The sequence below is a fragment of the Streptomyces sp. NRRL F-5135 genome, assembly GCF_000719775.1.
GTDB classification, from domain to species: Bacteria; Actinomycetota; Actinomycetes; order Streptomycetales; family Streptomycetaceae; genus Streptomyces; species Streptomyces hebeiensis.
Genome location: NZ_JOHR01000002.1, coordinates 25,567 through 43,863 on the forward strand (window position 1 = coordinate 25,567; position 18,297 = coordinate 43,863).

Here is an 18,297-nt window from a genome sequence, read left to right on the forward strand (position 1 = left end):
GTCGATTTCGGTGCCGGCGTCCGGGCGCCGGCGGCGGTCAGCTGATTCCGGTCAGGACGCCGATATGGGATTCGATCTCCGACACGTAGTCGGAGAAGGCGGTGGAGAACCGGTGCTCTTTGCCCCGGGGCCGCGGGAGTTCGATCGAGATGTCGGCGATGATCCGGCCGGGGCGGTCGCCGACGACGACCACCCGGTCACCGAGCCAGACCGCCTCGGAGATGCTGTGGGTCACGAACAGGACGCTGCACCCCGTGGCCTGCCAGATCCGCTGGATCTCGAAGTTCATCGAATCGCGGGTCATGGCGTCGAGCGCGCCGAAGGGCTCGTCCATGAGGAGCAGCTCGGGGTGGGAGACCAGCGCGCGGCAGATGGCGACCCGTTGCTGCATCCCGCCGCTGAGCTCGTAGGAGTAGCGCTTGGCCTTGCCGCCCAGCCCCACCATCTCGAGCAGTTCCTGGGCGTAGCGGCGTGACTCGTCGGTGCGGGTGCCGCGGAACTCCAGGGGCAGGAGCACGTTGTCGAGGTTGTTGCGCCACGGCAGGAGCACGGGGCTCTGGAACACCATCGCGATGTCCTCGATCCCGTCGCGGATCGGCCGCCCCTTGACCAGGATCTCGCCCTCGGTGGGCTCCTGCAGGCCGGAGATCGTCTTGAGCAGCGTGGTCTTCCCGCTGCCCGACTGTCCGACGATCGAGACGAACTGCCCCGGCTTCACGTGGAAGTCCAGGCCCTTGAGCACGGTGTTGCTCTGGCCGTCCCGGGATCGGTAGGTCTTTCCCACGTTGTTGACCGAGATGGCGTACTCGTTGTTCATGTGACTCTCCGTCCGGCCGTCACGGCGCCTGGATGGTCTCGTTGGGGTGCAGCGGCTCGAGGTAGGAGTTGCTGTACACGTCCTCGGGCTTGAGGTCGCTCGCCGGATTCAGGCCGAGGAACCGGCGGGCGACGTCGATCACTTTCTGGGTGCCGGCGTCGTCCATGACGCCGAACTGGCTCGCCGACTTACCGGTGCCCCAGTTGAGACCGCACTGCGCGCCGATCGCGAGGGTGATGGTCTTCGTCTCGTAACCCGAGACCTCTTTCTGGAAGTCCTCAGCGGCCTCGGTCGGGTGCCCGCACGCCCACAGGAAGCCCTTCTGCATCGCCCGGTTGAACCGCCGCACCTGGTCGGGATCGTTCTTGAGCTTCTCGTCGGAGACGACGATCCCGTTGCCGTAGAGGCTGATGCCCAGGTCGGACCACTTCAGCACGGCCGCCTTCCGGCCGAGTGCGTCAATGGCCGGCTGGTCGGAGACGTACAGGGCGAGGTTGGCGTCCCACTGACCGGCCAGCAGTCCGGGGATCTTCGATGCGCTCGAGGCGGGGACGACGTCGACGTCGCCCTCCTTGAGCCCCAGCTTGCTCATCGCGTACGGCCACATCGCGGTCATCGCACCGCCGCCCTCGGTGGCGACCGTCTTGCCCCGGAGGTCGGACCATCGTTTGATCCCGGTGCCCGCGAGGGCGACGACCGCGTAGGCGGACCTGGCCTGCAGGAGGTTGACCTGCTTGACCTTGGCGCCCCTGCCCTGGCTGGTGACCGTGGCGCCGAAGTCCGCCCAGCCGGCGTCGACCTTGCCGGTGACGACGGAGGTGACCGTGTTGGTCGAACCGGAGCCCGGCATGACCGTGAGGTCGATGCCTTCCTCCTTGAAGAAGCCCCGCTCGACAGCCGAGATGAACGGCGCGTGCTTCGGCAGGTACCCCACGTCGAGCATGAGGGTCATCGAATTCTTCCCGCTGTTGCTCACGCAGCCCGACACGGTCATGAGGAGCACCGCCCCGCCGATCGCGGCGATCCCGCGAATCGAGTTACGCATTCGAGTCTCCGATCCCCGCGGTCACTTCGCGTGGCTCTTCCACGGGGCCAGCTTTCGTCCCGCGAAGTCGACGATGAAGAACAGTGCCAGGGCGATGGCGGCGAGCACGATGAAGGCCGCGAACATCGACGGGAGGTCGACCTGGCTGTTGGCGAGGAGGACGACATAGCCCAGCCCCTTCGAGCCGGCGATGAACTCACCGACGACCGCCCCGCCCACGGCGAGCGAAATGGAGATCTTCGCTCCGGAGAAGATCGACGGGACCGCGTAGATGAAATCGATCTTTGTCATCTTCTTCCACGGCGACGCCTTGTTGATCCGCGCGAGCTCCTGCAGCTCGTGGGGTACCGAACTCAGGCCGTCATAGGTGTTGATCACCAGCGGGAAGAACGCGATGGCCATCGCGACGAACGCCTTCGACTCGAAGCCGAACCCGAACCACACGATGAACAGCGGTGCGAGGGCCACCTTGGGGATGGTGTCGATCGCGATGAGCGCGGGATAGAGGAAACTGCGCACGGTCGTCGAGTAATGCAGCGCCGCGCCGCACAGAACACCGAGCGCGGTGCCGAGCGCGAACCCGGCAAGCGCCTCCTGCAACGTGACGAGGGTGTTGCTCGCGAAGTATTCGGGCCGTTCGATCAGCTCGGCGAAGGCCGAGACCGGCCCGACGAACAGGTATTCCGGCGGGGCGAGGATGCTCACCAGCAGCTGCCACACGACGAAGAGCCCGACGATCCCCGCGACTGCCTTCGCGCCGGCCGCGACCGAGTCGCGGCTGAACCTTTTCGGCCGGGGTGCCGACGGTTCGCCGAGCGCTGCCTCGGGCGAGGACCGGCGCAGGCCGTCCGAACCGACGTCACCGATGTCGCTGATTTCAGGAGAGGCCATGGCGGGACCTCCCGTCCAAGGGCGCGCCGTGCGGAGGCAGGGGCGCGGCCACCGGCCGCGGGGGGTGTGAACGCCGACAGGTGCCTGCGGCGGGGAGCGGCGACGCGGCCGGGATCCGGCGCGACGGGCGTGACGGGGGTGACGGCGAGAGCCATCGTGGTGCCATTACGTCCTCACAACATTGGAAGGGTTGCCACTGGGCAGTCGCCGGCGTGGCCGGCGGGGGCCGGGACCGGGACGGGTGGACAGCCGCGTCACCCGGATCACTGGTCAGCCGGCGCTGTCGACGGCGAGTGCGTCCCGACCGGGTTCACCGTCGAGTCGACGCCACACACCAAGGGGATTTTCGTCACGGATCCAGATCGTCATGGATCCGGATCGTCACGGCTTCAGATCTGTGGCGTCAGGCGATGGCGGCGCGTGACGCCTCGATGACACCGGCCAGCAGTTCACGCTCGGGATCATCCAGATCGGTCAGCGGCGGCCGCACGGGACCGGCCGGCTGTCCGGTCAGATCCATGCCGGCCTTGACGATGCTCACCGCGTAGCCCGCCTTACGGTCACGAATCTCGGTGTAAGGCAGCACGACGGCGTCGAGCAGTCGACGTACCTTCGTCCGGTCCCCGGCCCGCACCGCGTTGTAGAAAGTCAGGGCGAATTCAGGCAGGAAGTTGAAGATCGCCGAACTGTAGGTCGTGACACCCAACTCCAAGTACGGCAGGGCAAACGTTTCTGCCGTCGGCAGCCCGCCGATGTAGACCAAGCGGTCGCCGAGACGCGCGTGGATCCGCGTGATCTCCTCGAGGTCGCCGACACCGTCCTTGAAACCGATCAGATTCGGGCAGGTGTCGGCGAGCGTGGCCACAGTGTCCGATGTGTACACGGCATTCGCGCGGCTGTAAAGCACTACGCCCAGCGAAGTGGATTCGCAGACCGCGCGCACATGAGCGGCGAGGCCGTCCGCGGAGGCCTCGGTGAGGTAGGGCGGGAACAGCAGCAGACCGTCGGCGCCGGCCGCCTCGGCATCGCGGGCCGTCGCGACCGCCTGTGCGGTGCCGTGTCCGGCAGGGGCGAGGATCGGGGTATCCTCGGGCGCGCTGCCGACAGCGGCTCGGACCACGGCGCCGACTTCCGGCGGGGTAAGAGAAAAGAACTCTCCCGTCCCGCCGGCGGCGAACAGACCGGCGATCTCGTACTGGCCCAGGCGGATGATGTTCTCCCGGTAGGTGGGCTCGTCGAACGCCAGGTCCCGCGTGAAATGGGTGACCGGAAACGACAGCAGCCCGGAGCCGAGGCGCTCGGCAAGCTCGGTCGGGGTAAAGGCGGGCATCAGCGTTTCCTCCTGGAGAACATGCAGGACAGCGACTGCGATGACCATAAGAATTAAAACGATGCCCGTCCAACACTTCTTTGGGATCGATTGATACCTATAATGGATCGATGTTTACGCTGAGTCAGCTGGAAAGCTTTGTCGCCGTCGCCGAGACACTGCACTACGGCCGCGCGGCGGAACGGCTGTCGATGACCCAGCCCCCGCTGTCCCGGCGGATCCAACTGCTGGAGCGCGAGCTGGACGTCGAGCTGTTCGACCGGATCGGCCGGTCCGTCCGGCTCACCGCGGCCGGACGGGCGTTCCTGAGCGACGCCCGGCGCATCCTTGGGCTGTCCGAGCAGGCGGCGCTGTCGGTGCGCCGGGTGCCCGCGGGCGAGATCGGGACAGTGGCGCTCGGTTTCACGGCGTCGTCGGCGCACTCGGTGCTCGACGCCATCGTCGGCGGCATTCACGCCCGTCTGCCGTGCGTCGACCTGGTGCTGCGCGAACGGGTGTCCGGACGGCAGCTGGAGGAGCTGCACTCCGGGGAACTGGACCTGGGCCTCGTCCGCCCCCCGGTCCCCGGCACCGGTCTCGAACACCGACCGCTGCACCGGGAGACCTTGCTGGCCGCGATCCCGGCCGGGCACCCGCTGGCCGCGCCGGACCGGGTGCCGCACGTGCGCGACCTCGACGGCGAGCCGTTCGTCATGTACTCACCGGCCGAGGCCCGCTACTTCTACGAGGTGCTGATCGGCGTCTTCCGCGGCGCCGGGATCGTGCCCCGGTACGTACACCACGTCAGCCAGGTGCACACGATCCTGGCGCTGGTGCGAGCCGGGCTGGGGCTCGCGCTGGTGCCCCGGGCGGCCGAGTCGCTCGGGCTGGACGGCGTCGTGCTGCGCCCGGTGACCGGGGTCGAGGGCGAGCCGGTCGAGCTCGTCGCCGCCTGGCGGGCGAACGACGACAACCCGGCCCTGCACGCCGTCCGGGACGTGGTGACCGGCCTGGCCGGCCAGTGGCGAAACCTGGAAGACGACCTGCCGAGCAGCCCCCTGACCAGCGCGAGATCGGTCCGCCCGGTCCTGCGGTGAGGCGGCCGGGCCCTGGAACGGTGGCGGGGGCAGGGTGCGCCGCGTGCGGAGTCCTTCGCTCGCGCGCCCCCTTGGAGCGCGGTGGCCGTGGCCGGCCGACCCCGCCGCGCCCCCCCGGGCGGGCCCAGCGCGCCCGACGACGGCACCACCTGGGTGGGGACGGCCGCCTCGGTCCGCGCCGAGGACCCGGCCACGGCACGCGCCGTCCTGGCGGCCGGAACAACTCGTGGACCCGATCGAGCAGGCCGGCCTGCGTCCGGTCGCCCCTCCGATCAGGGGTGGCGTCCCGCAAGGACGCAGAACTCGTTGCCCTCCGGGTCCGTGAGTACGACAAAGCTCGCGTCGCCCTGGCCGACGTCGGCCCGTCGCGCGCCCAGGTCGAGCAGGCGACGGACCTCTTCGTCCTGCTCCCTGTCGGTCGGGTTGACGTCGATGTGAAGCCTGTTCTTGACGGTCTTGCCCTCGGGCACGCGCGCGAACGTCAACGTCGGTGGCACTGGGCCGACGCGGTTCTTGCCTTCGGGCACGATGGGCGAGCCAATGGTCACAACCCCGTCGTCTTCGTCTTGCACCTCGTAGCCGAGGACCGCGCACCAGAACCGGGCGAGGCCGCCGGGATCGGCGCAGTCGACGGCGAGCTCGGTGAACTTACTGGTCATGCGAGGACCTCCCGGTCGAGTCACGAGTCACGAGTCACGAGACGCGCGGCAGCGCGAGCCAGTCCTGCCAGGTGATGTCGCGGCCCAGGAAACGGGGCTGCCGGAAGGGCCAGTCGGCGGCGATCCACCGCGGCACCAGCGCGTCGAGCGCGCGCTCCGCCTCGCCGCCGACGAGGTCGTCCACCACCCACCAGGCGACGTCGCCGTCGGAGCCGGTGCGCTCGGGCGGGTCGATGTAGACGCAGCCGAGGACCGCCGTCTCCTTCTCGTCCATCAGCACATAGTTGAACGACTGGTGCGCGGCTATCTCCCTCTCGTGCCGCAGCAGGTCGACGCGGTCCTCCTCGTAGGTCATCGTCTCCTGCGGCCAGCCCCAGGCCGGGCCGAAGATCTCCCACAGGCGCTCTCGGGAGCCCATCACCGCCGGGTAGTCGAGCGGGGTGTCCGCCTCCCGGATCGGCCGCAGATGAAGCGTGCTGTCGGGTACGGGCACGTGGACGGGGTGGACGAAGTCGTCAGGCAGCCAACTCATAAGGGCTGAGATTACAACTGGCCGCAGGGCGTTCCAGGCGGCCCGTGGTGTTCCGGGCGGCCCGTGGTGTTCCGGGCGCACGGGTGCCGAGGGGGACGCCCACCGCTCCATGCGCCCCGCGCCTGTCACCCCTCCTCCCGTACGATCCAGTCGCTGCCGCCCAGCGGGTAGTCGTAGCCGGGACGGCCGACGTTGCCGCTGGTGCGGAACGGGGTGCCGTTGTTGTCGATGTGGAGGGTGCCTCGACGGCTGCCGCTGGACCAGTCCAGGGTGAGGTCCCAGCGGACGTCGTGCGCCTTGGTGCGGGCGGTGACGTAGAAGACCTCCGGGTCGGACTCGCTGACCTTGTACGGGAAGTCGCGCTGGCCGTTCTTGACGGCGACCGTGGGGCTGCCGTTGTCCAGGTCGATGTCGAACGACCTGGTCTCGACGCCACCGCCGCAGCCGACGCCCATCGAGTAGTCGTTCCAGGCGAGCGGCGCGCCCTTCGCCACGACGCGTACGTGCAGCGCCTCCAGGACGACGGTGTCCGCGCCGGTGCCCTGGAGGGTGAGGGCGACCCGCTGTTCGCCCGAGGAGACCGCGCCGAGCGCGGCGGCCCAGCGCGGCGCGTCCTGCTCGCTCGCGGGCGGGCCGACCTGTTCGGGCTCGCTGTCGACCAGGAAGTGCTGGCTGCACGGGCTGTCGTAGACGTAGGGGCGGGTGCCGACGATGACGGGGACACCGCCGGTGTCGCCGCCGCCCGTTGGCTCGGCCGGAGCGTCCTGCTCGCCGCCGTCCTGCGGGGCGCCGGAGCCGCCCTTACCGGATCCGGTGGCGGAGGCGGTGGCCGATGCGGACGGCGTACGGCTCGGTGCGCTCGGGGAGGGGGTGCCGGTCGGCTCCTTCGGGTCCTCGGCGTCGGCCGTGCCGCCGGCCGGGGCGGCTCCGGCCGCCTGCCCGTCCCGCGCGTCGTTCCCGTCTCCGCCCGCGTGCGGAATCACCGTGAGCGCCACGGCTCCCAGCACGACGGCCGCCGCGGCGGACGCGATCAGCGCGGTACGACGACGCCGTGCCCGCACGGGCTCCCGCGCCACGTTGACGACGACCGGCTCAGCCGGCTCCCCCGGATCGCCAGGCGCCCCGGGGGCGCCGGGTGCCCCGGTCGTTCCGGGTACGTCCGGCTTACCGGGCCCGACGCCCGCGCCGCGTTCGTCGGATGCCGCGCTCACCGGCTCCGCCGAATCCGCCGCCGAGCCGGCCTTCTGGGGTGAGTCCTCGGTGGTGTCGGCCGTAGGGGAATCAGCCGTATCGGAGCCCGGGACGGAGGCCGCGGTGGTGGAGTCCGGGGGCGTGGTGCCTTCGGCCGTGGTGGCCGCGGTCGTGGCGGCCGCCTCCGTCGCCGCCCGCGTCGCCGCCGCCTGCTCCGCTCTCTGTGCCCGTGCCGCGTCCGCCAGGATCCAGCGCCGGTGCAGTTCCACCAGCTCCTGCGGCGTCGCCCGGCACACCCGCGCGAAGCGCTCCACCGGCGCGTACTCGTTCGGGACGGCCGTGCCGTTGCAGTAGCGGTGCAGCGTCGACGTGCTCATGTGCAGCCGCTTCGCCAGCGCCCCGTAGCTCAGTCCCGAGCGGTCCTTGAGTTCGCGCAGCAGCGACGCGAACTCCTCCGTCCCCCTGGCTTCCACAGCCCCTGACACCCGTTCCTCTCGTCCCCCGCGTCCCATTCCCGCGTTCCAGGGGCGCCGTATCTGCCCTGGTCAGAGCCTGTTTTGGCGTTCCAGTGTCCCCAACTGCCCGCCGAGCGTGGCGGCTGGGACGGATCACCCCACAAGCTTCAGTCATCCAAGCACCACACCGACCCGAACACCCAAGGGGGACTCCCGCATGTCCGGCATCCGTAACTCCCGTACCCGTACGTCCCGCAACTCCCGTACCCGCCTCGTGGGCGCCGCCGCGTCCGTCGTCCTCGCCGCGCTCTCCCTGACCGCGTGCAGCGAGGGGACGGGCATCAAGGACGAGGGCGCCTCGGCCCCGGCAGGCGCGTCAGTGAACGAGTCGCTCTCCAAGGACGCGTCCGACAAGTCGGAGGAGTCCGCCTCCCAGGAAGCCATGGGCGGCGAATCCCCGTCGTCGGCCGACGAGCAGTCCGAGGGGACGGGCGGCTCGGAGGAGGCGGCGAACACCGCCGACACGAAGGCCCCGGCCTCCGCCGGCAAGAACGCTTCCGGCTCCTCCAGCACGCCGGTCACATGCGAGGGCTCCAACACCAAGACCGTCGCGTCCGTGCTGAAGCGCCCCCTGAACCACATGCTGCTCACCGTCACCAACACCGGCAGCAAGCCGTGCTTCCTCTACACCTACCCGGCGGTCGCCTTCGGCGAGGCCCAGTCGGTGCCGCCGGTCATGGAGGACACCCAGCCGCAGGCGGTCGTCACGCTTGAGCCGGGTCAGTCCGGATACGCCGCGGTGATCCTGTCCGCCGGCGACGGCAGCGGCTCGAACGGCCGCACCGAGAACTCCCTGTCCGTCTACTTCCACGGCCGTTCAGGCAACGAGAGCGTCGGCAAGGGCGCCACCCCGGCGCTGCCCGACGGGGGCGTCTACATCGACGACTCGCTCCGGGTCACGTACTGGCAGCAGGAGATGGAGGACGCCCTCAACTGAGGACGGTCACCAGGCCGACAGCGCCGTGGACCGGCCGGCGGGCGACCGCCGGACCCCACGTGGTCCCGTGTCAGGCAGAACTCAGCGGGTGACGTGACCGGTGAAGGCGGCCCAGGTGGTGGGGGTGACGGTGAGCATCGGGCCGGCGGGGTTCTTGGAGTCCCGGACGTGGATGGCGGCGGGGTGGGTGGCGACCTCGACGCACGCGCCGCCTTCGCTGCCGCTGTGGCTGGACTTGTGCCAGTCGTAGGCGACCTCGATGCAGGCGCCCCCTTCGTCGCCGCTGTAGCTTGACTTCCGCCAGTTGTAGGCGACCTCGATGCAGGCGCCGCCTTCCTCGCTGCTGTAGCTGGACTTGAACCACTCCAGTGCGGTGTTCATAGCTCTCCTAGCAGCCGGTCCAACAGGCTCTTCGATTCTTCGGCGTTGAGGGCCTGCGTTCGCAGCATCGCATATTTCTGCGCCAGGATGCTGACCTCATGCGGGTCCGAGACGATCTGGCTGCCTCGCTGGGTTTCGGTGTACCCGAGGTGCTGATGGTCGGGGGTTTCCAGCAGGATGAACGGGCCGTTCAGCCCGGCGTGGGTTCGGCGACCGAGCGGCAAGACCTGCAGGCTGATGCCCGGGAGATCGGCGCACGCGCGGAGGTGGCGCAGCATCTCCTCGTACACCTCTTCGCCGCCCAGCCGGTCGAGAAGGATCGCCTCGGAGATGACGAAGCTGACCATTGGAGGCACGTCCCGGTGCAGGATCTCCTGGCGCTGGAGTCGTGTGGCGACTTGCGTCTCGATCTCGTCCTTGCCGATGACGGGGACCCTGCTGCCGAACACCGCACGTGCGTAGTTCTTGGTCTGGAGCAGTCCGGGCAGGACCTGGTTCTCGAACCAGGACAGCGCGACGGCCTCTCCTTCCAGATCGATGTACTCCTCCGCCCACGCCGGGATCAGGTCCACCTCCGGCATGTTCTCCACCGCCGTCGCCAGCGCCTTCTTCGTCTCCAGCAGGCCGTCCAGCAGCTCCGCCATGTCCGGTTTCAGCGGACGTCTGCCTTGCTCGATGGAGGAGATCGTCTCCTCGTGCACATTGATACGCTCGGCCAGTTGCGCCTGCGTGAACCCCGCCGCCTGCCGGAACACCGCCACCAACTGGCCGACCAGTTTCATCGCCGACGCGTTCTTGCGCCGCTGTCGTTTTCTGGGCTGCATGACTGTTCAACTCCCCGCCCGTGCTCGTACGTTACGTGGCCCCGCCCGTACAGATTCCTTGTACGGGTTCGCGCACTGAAACAGCGTAATCACAGCCAGTGACAATCGCCTCGTGAGCGAGACGATGCAGCACCATCTCCTGCGTGAGCGCTTCTACCGCCGCGAGCGCCAGTCCGTCCCCGCCGCGCGGGAGTTCGCCCGTACCGCTGTCGTGGACTGGGGGCTCGGGGCGCGGGTGGACGACGTACTGCTGTGTGTGAGCGAGCTGGCCACCAACGCGCTGGTGCACGGCGTGCCGCCCGGACGCGGGTATCTGCTCAGGCTCTGGTGGCGCGAGGGCGGGCCGTTGCGGGTGGAGGTGCACGACAGCGGTGGCGGGCAGCCGCGCGTACGAGAGCCGGGCGGGGCGGCAGCCGGTTCGGGCGTGGCCGCCGACGCCGAATCCGGACGGGGGCTGCTGCTCGTGGCGGCGGTCGCCGACGCGTGGGGCGTCGGGGAGCGTGACCCCGGGAAGATCGTGTGGTGCGAGTTCGCCGTCAAGGGCGCGCAAGCCATGTGAGCGCCGGGGCCGCCGCTCGGGCCGCGTTGTCAGAGGTGGCTGCTAGAACGTGTACGCAGAGTTGTCGGACACGGAGCCGCAGGAGCCCCAACTTGTCGTACGTGCAACATCAGCAGAACTTCTACGGACTACCCGTAGTGACCGTTCCGCAGTACACCCCCGCCACGCTTCTGCCCGAAGCCGGTTCCGTCGCCTGGCGCCTTGCGACCGGGCCCTACTCGACCGATGAGGACTACCACGACTATTGGAAGCGTTTCACCGGCACGGTCGAGCTGGAGAAGGTGCGGGCGCTGGTGTTCGGCTTCGGCCCGCACTACATGCCCCACCAGGAACTCATCGACATGAGTTCCCGGCTGACCGGCCTCGAGGCGCTCTTCCTCAACGACCTGGAGGACGACGAGGAGATGATCTCCTCGATCGAGGGGGGCGATCTCGCACCGCTCCTGGAGGCGTTCCCCAACCTGCGGGAGCTCGTCGTCCGGGGCGGCGACCGGCTGGACTTCCCCGTATCGGGCCACGCGGGGCTGCGTTCTCTGCGCATCGAGTCCGGTGGGTTGCCGCCCGAGGCGGCGGAGCACATCGCCGCCGCCGACCTGCCCTCGCTGGAGCGGCTGGAGCTGTGGCTGGGCGACGACTGGTACGGGGGCGGCACGACCGTCGAACAGCTCGCACCGCTCCTCGCGGGCGAAGGCAAGCCCGCTCTCCGGCACTTGGGTTTGCAGAACAGCCCGATCCAGGACGAGCTGGCCGCCGCCGTAGCCTCCGCTCCGGTCGTGCCGCGACTGACCTCCCTGAGCCTGTCCATGGGCACGCTGTCGGACGAGGGGGCGGAGGCGCTGCTGCACGGTCAGCCGCTCGTCCACCTCGAAGAACTCGACCTCTCGCACCACTTCCTCAGCCACGACATGATGCTGCGGATCTGGACGGCGCTGGAGCCCGCCGGGGTCCGGGTGAACCTCATTGGGAAGCAGGAGCCGGAGGACGACGAGGAGGACGAGGACTGGGACGACGAGGACGGGCGCAACGGCCGTTACGTCGCGGTGTCCGAATGACCGCCGGCTCCTCGCCCGGTTCCTCCCTCATGTCCGTCAGCCGCGCCACCGCCGAAAGGTTCCATGATGTATCTGTATGAACCCCCGTTCGATGACCAGGACGACCTCCGGATCACCAGTTACCGCCTGAAAGGCGAGTCCCCCTGGCTGGCCCCCGACAGGACGGTGGCGTACGGACACGTCCTGCTCGCCGCCGGCACGCTGGGGTGGAGCGCGGACGCCGTCGTCTCGCGACTGACCGAGCTCGGGTACGGGCAGATCGAGCGGCCCGACGGCCCGCTGCCCGCCACCGTCGACCGCGCCGACGCCCTGCTGGTCAACACGGAGGGCAAGGACGACCAGTTCCGCTGGCTCGGTGTCGAGGGGCGCGTGCCACTGCGGTACGTACTCGCGGCGGCGGGGCGCACGAACCAGGGCCCTGCCGAAGTCGCCCGGCGGATGGCCGCGCTCGGCTACGAGATACCGGCGGACCCTCCGCTGCCCGAGACCCCGGAACCCCGGGACATCGTCCTGATCCGCACCGACCGCAAGGGGTACGGAAAGTGGCTGGACTGGGACGACGAGGTGCCCATGTCGCTGATACACCAAGCGGCGCGGGAGCTGCGGATGAAGCCGCACGAGGTCGCCGACCGGCTGACCGAACTCGGCTTCAAGCCGCCCGCCACGCCTCGGCCCGAGGACGGGCCGAGCCGTCCGCCCGGGGTGTCCCCGTCCGAGCCCCTGGCCGAGGACGACCTGCTCATCCTCAGCCAGGAACTCGACGGCCGGGAGCCCTGGCTGCATCCGGGCAGTTACGGGAAGGTGCCGCTGCCGCACGTCCTGCGCGCGTCTCTCGCCACGGGGCGGAGTCCCGCCGACGTCGCCGCGAGACTGGCCGAACTGGGGTGCTCCCCGCATGAGAACGCGAAGGTGCCCGAGGTCGCGGACCCGGCGGACATCCGGCTGCTGACGGCGGTCGACCGCTCGCACCGGGACGGCGTCCACCTCGAACACGTTCTGCGCGGCGCCAGTCTGACGGGGCGGAGCCCGGCGGACGTCGCGGCACGGCTGACCGAACTCGGCTACCGGCTGCCGGACGAGGTGGAGTACCCGGAGGTGCGTGCGGCGCTGCGCGGCTGAGGTCCGCCGCTCGTCAGGGCCGGGGAGGGACGGGCCGCCCGTCGGCCGGGGCCGACTCGTCAACCGGTACCGATTCGTCAACCCGTACCGGCCCGTTGACCGGTACCGGTCTGTCGGGTGTGTCGAGCCAGAGGAACTGGCCGGTGGACGTGACGGTGAGGCCGAATCGGGTCCGCTCGGGGGCACCGTGCTCCCGCCCCCAGGCGTACGCGGCCTCCACCTCGCCCCACAGCCCGCGCGGGCCGGACTGCCGGGCGGTGAACTCGTCCGCGCCCGGCACGTAGTCGACCGAGGCCCAGGAACCGGTGGCGTGGTCGGCGAGCCAGAGAGTGAACGCGCCGTCCGGTCCGTGCCCGACGCTGTAGCGGCAGCCCGGGACCAGGACACCAGCGGTGAACGTCGCGTCCTCGTCGCCGAAGACGAGTCGGGGGTCGAGGGCGGTACGGGTGGCCGTGGCCCGGTCCGGGCTCGTGCGGCGGACGGTGGCCATGACGTCCCGTTCGGGCGTCTCGTACCTGTTCCACATGAAGGCGCAGTCGCCGACGACGGGACCACCGGCCGTCCGCGTGCCGTCGTCGGCCACGGTCAGGCGCAGCAGGACGCCGTTGTACAGGCCGGTCCCCCAGGGCAGCACGATCAGCCCGCCGGGAACGGTCTGTTCGACCAGGGCGTACGGCACGGCGTGCAGGGCGCAGGTGCTGATGACGCGGTCGAACGGGGCGCGGTCGGGGCAGCCGAGTGTGCCGTCGCCGGTGACGACGGTGGGGGAGTGGCCGGCGGCTTTCAGGTTCGCCCGTGCGGTGTCGGCGACGCGGGGGTCCGCCTCGACGGAGACCACGTGCTGCTCGCCGAGCCGTTGGGCGAGCAGGGCGGCGTTGTAGCCGGTGCCGGTGCCGATCTCCAGCGTCTTCATGCCGTCGGCCACCGCGAGGGCGTCGAGCATGGTCGCGACGACGCGCGGCATGCTCGCGGAGCTGGTGGGGATCAGGGCCGCCGCGCTGTTCCCGGCCGCCGCACCCTCCGCGTCCGCGTCCGTGGAGTCGCCCTCGACCTGGGTGACGAGTGCCTGGTCGTCGTGGACGAGGGAGAGCCAACGGGCGGGGTCCGTCGCGCGGTCGACGGGGCGGTAGCCGTCGCCGTCCCGGACCCAGACGCGGTCCGGGACGAACCGCTCGCGGTCGACCCGGGTGAAGGCGTCGCGCCAGGCGGGGGACAGGTAGCCCTCCCGGGCCAGCCTCTCGACGAGGCCGGCCCGGGAGTTCGCTTCGCTCACTTCTCCGCCTCCGGTGACTCCGGTCGCTTCGTTGTGTGTCTGAACGGTAGCGGACAGTGTCTCTTGCGTGCGAGGTTGCGTTACCGCGTACCAGAGGCGCGAGTGGCGCGAGAACGCACGGAGACCGCGCGGGGCGCGTTACAGCCGCTCGGGGGAGCGGATGCCCAGCAGGGCCAGGCCCTGGTGGAGCGTGCGGGCCGTGACGTCGCACAGGAAGAGGCGGTTCTCCACCTGCTCGGCCGTCTCGGCCTTCAGGACCGGGCACTGGTCGTAGAAGGTCGTGAAGTGCGAGGCGAGCTGGTAGAGGTACGCGGCCAGCTTGTGCGGTTCGTACGCCGCCGCCACCTCCGCCAGGACCTCGCCGAACTGATCGACGTGCAGGCCCAGCGCCCGCTCGGCCGGGGCCAGGGGCAGCTCCGGGTGGGCGGCGGGGCGGGTGTCGCCGGCCTTGCGGAGGATCGACTTGATCCGGGCGTACGCGTACTGGAGGTAGACGGACGTGTCGCCGTTCAGCGAGACCATCTGGTCCAGGTCGAACTTGTAGTCCCGGACCGCCGAGGTCGACAGGTCCGCGTACTTCACGGCGCCGATGCCGACGTACCGGCCGTTCTCCGCGATCTCCGGCTCGGCCAGCCCGGCCTTCTCCGCCTTCTCCCGTACGACCGCGGTCGCCCGGTCGACGGCCTCGTCCAGCAGGTCCTGCAGCCGTACCGTCTCGCCCTCACGGGTCTTGAACGGCTTGCCGTCCTTGCCGAGGACGGTGCCGAACGCCAGCTGGACGGCCTTGACGCCGTCGTTCAGCCAGCCGGCCCGGCGGGCCGTCTCGAAGACCATCTTGAAGTGCAGGGACTGCCGGGCGTCCACCACGTACAGCAGTGTCGTCGCGTCCAGGTTCGTCACCCGGTCGCGGATGGCGGAGAGGTCCGTGGCCGCGTAGCCGTAGCCGCCGTTGCTCTTCTTGACGATCAGCGGGACCTGGTTGCCGTCCGGACCCTTCACGTCCTCGAAGAAGACGCAGAGCGCGCCCTCGGAGCGGACGGCGACGCCCGACTCCTCCAGCAGCCGGCAGGTCTCCTCCAGCATGTCGTTGTAGCCGGACTCGCCGACGATGTCGGGGTCGTGGATCTCCATGTCCAGCTTGTCGAAGACCGAGTAGAAGTAGATCTTCGACTCGTCCACGAACCGCTGCCACAGGGCCAGGGTCTCCGGCTCGCCGGCCTGGAGGGCCACGACCCGGTCCCGCGAGCGCGCCTTGAACTCCTCGTCGGAGTCGAAGAGCACCCGGGAGGCCTTGTAGAGGCGGTTCAGGTTGGACATGGCCTCCTCGCCGGAGGTCTCCGTGTCCGCGCCGGAGGGGCCCGACGTCGCCGACTCCGACTCCGGGTCCGCGCCCGGCCGGGGGGCGCCGGCGGCCTGGTGGTCCAGCTCGTGCGGGTGCTCGATCAGGTACTGGATGAGCATGCCGAACTGGGTGCCCCAGTCGCCGATGTGGTGGCGCCGGATCACCTTCTCGCCGGTGAACTCCAGGATCTCGACCATGGCCGCGCCGATCACGGCGGACCGCAGGTGCCCGACGTGCATCTCCTTCGCGACGTTCGGCTGGGCGTAGTCGATCACGGTCGTGCCCGCCCGCTCCGCGTGCGGGACGCCGAGCCGGGCGTCGGCGGCGCGGGCCGCGAGGGTCTCGATGATCGCCCGGTCGCCGACCGTGATGTTCAGGAAGCCGGGGCCGGAGACCTCGACCTCCTGGATCACGTCCTCGGTGGGGATCGCGGCGACGACCTTGGCGGCCAGCTCGCGCGGGTTGCCCTTGAGCTTCTTCGCGAGGGCCAGGATGCCGTTGGCCTGGAAGTCGGCCCGGTCGCTGCGTCGCAGCAGCGGATCGGCGGAACCGGCCTCCGGCAGGGCTGCCGAGAGGGCGTCCGCGATGCGCTGATCGACGGTCGATGCGAGTGAGGGGACCGAGGCCATGGCCGGCTGCCGTTCCTGTTGGGTGCGGGGAAAGTTCCGTCCAGTATCCCATGGGGGCGCAATCCGTTTTCGCGCTGTCGGGGGGACCTGGGAGAATGGTGGGGCCCATCAACGCCGGCGTCTTCGCCAGGTCCGCGCCAGGTGTTCGCCAGCACCGTCCGGAGCACACTCCGGAGCACCTTCCGAAGCGCCTTCCGGCGTATCCGGCGTACGAGAAAGAAGAAGGACGTGCCGACCGTGGCTCAGAGCACCGAGACCGACTGGGTCTCCCGTTTCGCGGACGATGTCATCGCCGAGTCGGAGCGACGTGCCCCTGGCAAACCGGTCGTGGTCGCGTCCGGGCTGTCCCCCTCGGGCCCGATCCACCTGGGGAACCTGCGCGAGGTCATGACCCCGCACCTGGTCGCGGACGAGATCCGCCGCCGGGGGTACGAGGTCAGGCACCTGATCTCCTGGGACGACTACGACCGGTTCCGGAAGGTGCCCGCGGGCGTTCCCGGTACGGACGCGTCGTGGGCCGAGCACATCGGCAAGCCGCTGACGTCCGTGCCCGCGCCCGAGGGGTCCCCGCACCCGAACTGGGCCGAGCACTTCAAGGCGGCCATGACCGCGTCGCTGGCCGAGCTGGGCGTCGAGTACGACGGGATCAGCCAGACCGAGCAGTACACGTCGGGCGCGTACCGCGAGCAGATCCTGCACGCGATGAAGCACCGGGCGCAGATCGACGCGATCCTCGACCGGTACCGGACGAAGGACAAGGCGAGCGGCGCGGCGGCCGGCACCGGCGCCGGCAAGGCCAAGGCCGCGGGCACGGCGCAGGGTGCCGCGCGGCAGAAGAAGGCGGACGAGGCCGAGCTGGAGGCCGCCGAGGGCTCCGGCGCGGCCGGCGAGGACGACGGCAGTGGCGGCTCGGCGGGCTACTTCCCGTACAAGCCGTACTGCGGCGGTTGCGGCAAGGACCTGACCACGGTCACGGCGTACGACGACGAGACCACCGAGATGTCGTACACGTGCACGAGCTGCGGCTTCGGTGAAACGGTCCGGCTCAGCGAGTTCAACCGCGGGAAGCTGGTCTGGAAGGTCGACTGGCCGATGCGCTGGGCGTACGAGGGCGTGATCTTCGAGCCGTCCGGCGTGGACCACTCCTCGCCGGGGTCGTCGTTCGTCGTCGGCGGGCAGATCGTGCGCGAGGTCTTCGACGGCGTGCAGCCGATCGGCCCGATGTACGCGTTCGTCGGCATCTCCGGCATGGCGAAGATGTCCTCCAGCAAAGGCGGGGTGCCCACCCCGGCCGACGCGCTGAAGATCATGGAGGCGCCGCTGCTGCGCTGGCTGTACGCGCGCCGCCGGCCCAACCAGTCGTTCAAGATCGCCTTCGACCAGGAGATCCAGCGGCTGTACGACGAGTGGGACGCGCTGGCGCGGAAGGTCGCCGACGGCTCCGTGCTGCCGGCCGACGCCGCCGCGTACACGCGGGCCACGAGCACGGCGGCCGGGCCGCTGCCGGCGACGCCGCGCCCGTTGCCGTACCGGACCCTGGCCTCGGTCGTGGACATCACGGCCGGCGCCGAGGAGCAGACGCTCAGGATCCTGAGCGAGCTGGACCCGGAGTCCCCGCTGGCCTCGCTGGACGAGGCGCGGCCCCGGCTGGACCGCGCGGAGAACTGGATCACCACGCAGGTGCCGGCGGAGGCGCGCACGATCGTGCGCGCGGAGCCGGACCGGGAGCTGCTGGGCTCGCTGGACGAGGAGGGGCGGGAGTCGCTGCGGCTGCTGCTCAAGGACCTGGACAGCCACTGGTCGCTGGACGGTCTGACCACGCTCGTGTACGGCGTGCCGAAGATGATGGCGGGGCTGGCGGCGGACGCCAAGCCGACGCCGGAGCTGAAGGCCGCGCAGAGGTCGTTCTTCGTGCTGCTGTACCGCCTGCTGGTGGGGCGGGACACGGGGCCGCGGCTGCCCACGCTGCTGCTGGCGGTGGGCGCGGACCGGGTGCGCGGGCTGCTGGGGGCGTAGGGCCGTACGGCGTCGTGCCGGAAGGCCGTGTGCCCGCCCCGCCGGTGTTGGCGGGGCGGGCACACGATTCGATGACGCGGCAGGGGGAGGTGTGCTCATCTCGGCCTCC

Annotated in this window: 17 protein-coding genes; 6 read left to right on the plus strand and 11 right to left on the minus strand. The window is 70.2% G+C overall.

Annotation, left to right across the window (positions count from 1 at the left end; translation table 11 throughout):
* Nucleotides 1-37: 37 nt before the first annotated feature.
* From IG02_RS0103920 to kdgD, 4 genes are all read right to left on the minus strand, one after another.
* Entirely contained in the window at nucleotides 38-817 is a 780-nt protein-coding gene (locus IG02_RS0103920) for an ABC transporter ATP-binding protein (RefSeq protein WP_030741859.1), read from the minus strand.
* Between the two features lie 19 nt (nucleotides 818-836).
* Nucleotides 837-1,862 carry an ABC transporter substrate-binding protein gene (locus IG02_RS0103925; protein ID WP_030741860.1) on the minus strand — a complete coding sequence of 342 codons (1,026 nt, stop codon included), beginning with the start codon at nucleotides 1,860-1,862 and terminating at the stop codon, nucleotides 837-839.
* 21 nt (nucleotides 1,863-1,883) lie between these two features.
* Complete coding sequence (locus tag IG02_RS0103930) at nucleotides 1,884-2,753, minus strand: ABC transporter permease (protein WP_030741862.1); 870 nt, start codon at nucleotides 2,751-2,753, stop codon at nucleotides 1,884-1,886.
* A 403-nt stretch (nucleotides 2,754-3,156) separates the two neighbouring features.
* Nucleotides 3,157-4,083, minus strand: coding sequence for a 5-dehydro-4-deoxyglucarate dehydratase (kdgD, locus tag IG02_RS0103935; RefSeq protein ID WP_030741864.1), 927 nt, complete (start codon nucleotides 4,081-4,083; stop codon nucleotides 3,157-3,159).
* Between the two features lie 110 nt (nucleotides 4,084-4,193).
* Here kdgD and IG02_RS0103940 point away from each other — a divergent pair, with 110 nt between their 5' ends.
* The gene (locus IG02_RS0103940) at nucleotides 4,194-5,159 is read left to right on the plus strand and encodes a LysR substrate-binding domain-containing protein (RefSeq protein ID WP_037802222.1); all 966 of its coding nucleotides are present in this window, start codon (nucleotides 4,194-4,196) and stop codon (nucleotides 5,157-5,159) included.
* Between the two features lie 272 nt (nucleotides 5,160-5,431).
* On the opposite strand, the gene IG02_RS0103945 is transcribed toward IG02_RS0103940, so the two are convergent.
* The 3 genes from IG02_RS0103945 to IG02_RS0103955 form a co-directional block, all read right to left on the minus strand.
* Nucleotides 5,432-5,818 carry a VOC family protein gene (locus IG02_RS0103945; protein WP_030741870.1) on the minus strand — a complete coding sequence of 129 codons (387 nt, stop codon included), beginning with the start codon at nucleotides 5,816-5,818 and terminating at the stop codon, nucleotides 5,432-5,434.
* 34 nt (nucleotides 5,819-5,852) lie between these two features.
* Entirely contained in the window at nucleotides 5,853-6,350 is a 498-nt protein-coding gene (locus tag IG02_RS0103950) for a hypothetical protein (protein WP_030741872.1), read from the minus strand.
* A gap of 125 nt (nucleotides 6,351-6,475) precedes the next feature.
* Nucleotides 6,476-8,053 carry a helix-turn-helix domain-containing protein gene (locus IG02_RS0103955; protein ID WP_030741875.1) on the minus strand — a complete coding sequence of 526 codons (1,578 nt, stop codon included), beginning with the start codon at nucleotides 8,051-8,053 and terminating at the stop codon, nucleotides 6,476-6,478.
* Nucleotides 8,054-8,213: 160 nt separating this feature from the next.
* Between IG02_RS0103955 and IG02_RS0103960 the strand changes: the two genes are divergently transcribed.
* Nucleotides 8,214-8,993: a DUF4232 domain-containing protein gene (locus tag IG02_RS0103960; protein WP_030741877.1), complete on the plus strand. Its 780-nt coding sequence runs from the start codon at nucleotides 8,214-8,216 to the stop codon at nucleotides 8,991-8,993.
* Nucleotides 8,994-9,074: 81 nt separating this feature from the next.
* Here IG02_RS0103960 and IG02_RS0103965 read toward each other — a convergent pair whose 3' ends face one another.
* Together IG02_RS0103965 and IG02_RS0103970 are read right to left on the minus strand one after the other, a co-directional pair.
* Nucleotides 9,075-9,374 (minus strand): DUF397 domain-containing protein, encoded by a 300-nt coding sequence (locus IG02_RS0103965; RefSeq protein WP_030741879.1) that lies wholly within the window; start codon nucleotides 9,372-9,374, stop codon nucleotides 9,075-9,077.
* Nucleotides 9,371-10,198 carry a helix-turn-helix domain-containing protein gene (locus IG02_RS0103970; RefSeq protein ID WP_078854182.1) on the minus strand — a complete coding sequence of 276 codons (828 nt, stop codon included), beginning with the start codon at nucleotides 10,196-10,198 and terminating at the stop codon, nucleotides 9,371-9,373. The genes IG02_RS0103965 and IG02_RS0103970 overlap by 4 nt, the downstream gene beginning before the upstream one ends.
* 112 nt (nucleotides 10,199-10,310) lie before the next feature.
* Here IG02_RS0103970 and IG02_RS0103975 point away from each other — a divergent pair, with 112 nt between their 5' ends.
* The 3 genes from IG02_RS0103975 to IG02_RS0103985 all read left to right on the plus strand — a co-directional run bounded on the left by IG02_RS0103975 (nucleotide 10,311) and on the right by IG02_RS0103985 (nucleotide 12,928).
* Nucleotides 10,311-10,757 (plus strand): ATP-binding protein, encoded by a 447-nt coding sequence (locus tag IG02_RS0103975; RefSeq protein WP_030741884.1) that lies wholly within the window; start codon nucleotides 10,311-10,313, stop codon nucleotides 10,755-10,757.
* A gap of 101 nt (nucleotides 10,758-10,858) precedes the next feature.
* A complete protein-coding gene (locus IG02_RS0103980; RefSeq protein ID WP_324604719.1) occupies nucleotides 10,859-11,809 on the plus strand; it encodes an STM4015 family protein in 951 nt (316 codons plus the stop codon).
* Nucleotides 11,810-11,872: 63 nt separating this feature from the next.
* Complete coding sequence (locus tag IG02_RS0103985; protein WP_030741889.1) at nucleotides 11,873-12,928, plus strand: hypothetical protein; 1,056 nt, start codon at nucleotides 11,873-11,875, stop codon at nucleotides 12,926-12,928.
* A gap of 13 nt (nucleotides 12,929-12,941) precedes the next feature.
* Here IG02_RS0103985 and IG02_RS0103990 read toward each other — a convergent pair whose 3' ends face one another.
* The gene (locus tag IG02_RS0103990) at nucleotides 12,942-14,201 is read right to left on the minus strand and encodes a methyltransferase domain-containing protein (RefSeq protein WP_051764445.1); all 1,260 of its coding nucleotides are present in this window, start codon (nucleotides 14,199-14,201) and stop codon (nucleotides 12,942-12,944) included.
* Between the two features lie 138 nt (nucleotides 14,202-14,339).
* Nucleotides 14,340-16,172 carry an arginine--tRNA ligase gene (argS, locus tag IG02_RS0103995; RefSeq protein WP_030741893.1) on the minus strand — a complete coding sequence of 611 codons (1,833 nt, stop codon included), beginning with the start codon at nucleotides 16,170-16,172 and terminating at the stop codon, nucleotides 14,340-14,342.
* A gap of 228 nt (nucleotides 16,173-16,400) precedes the next feature.
* On the opposite strand from argS, the gene lysS reads away from it, so the two are divergent.
* Nucleotides 16,401-18,188, plus strand: a complete 1,788-nt coding sequence (gene lysS, locus IG02_RS0104000) for a lysine--tRNA ligase (RefSeq protein ID WP_030741895.1) — start codon at nucleotides 16,401-16,403, stop codon at nucleotides 18,186-18,188.
* Nucleotides 18,189-18,297 lie beyond the last annotated feature (109 nt).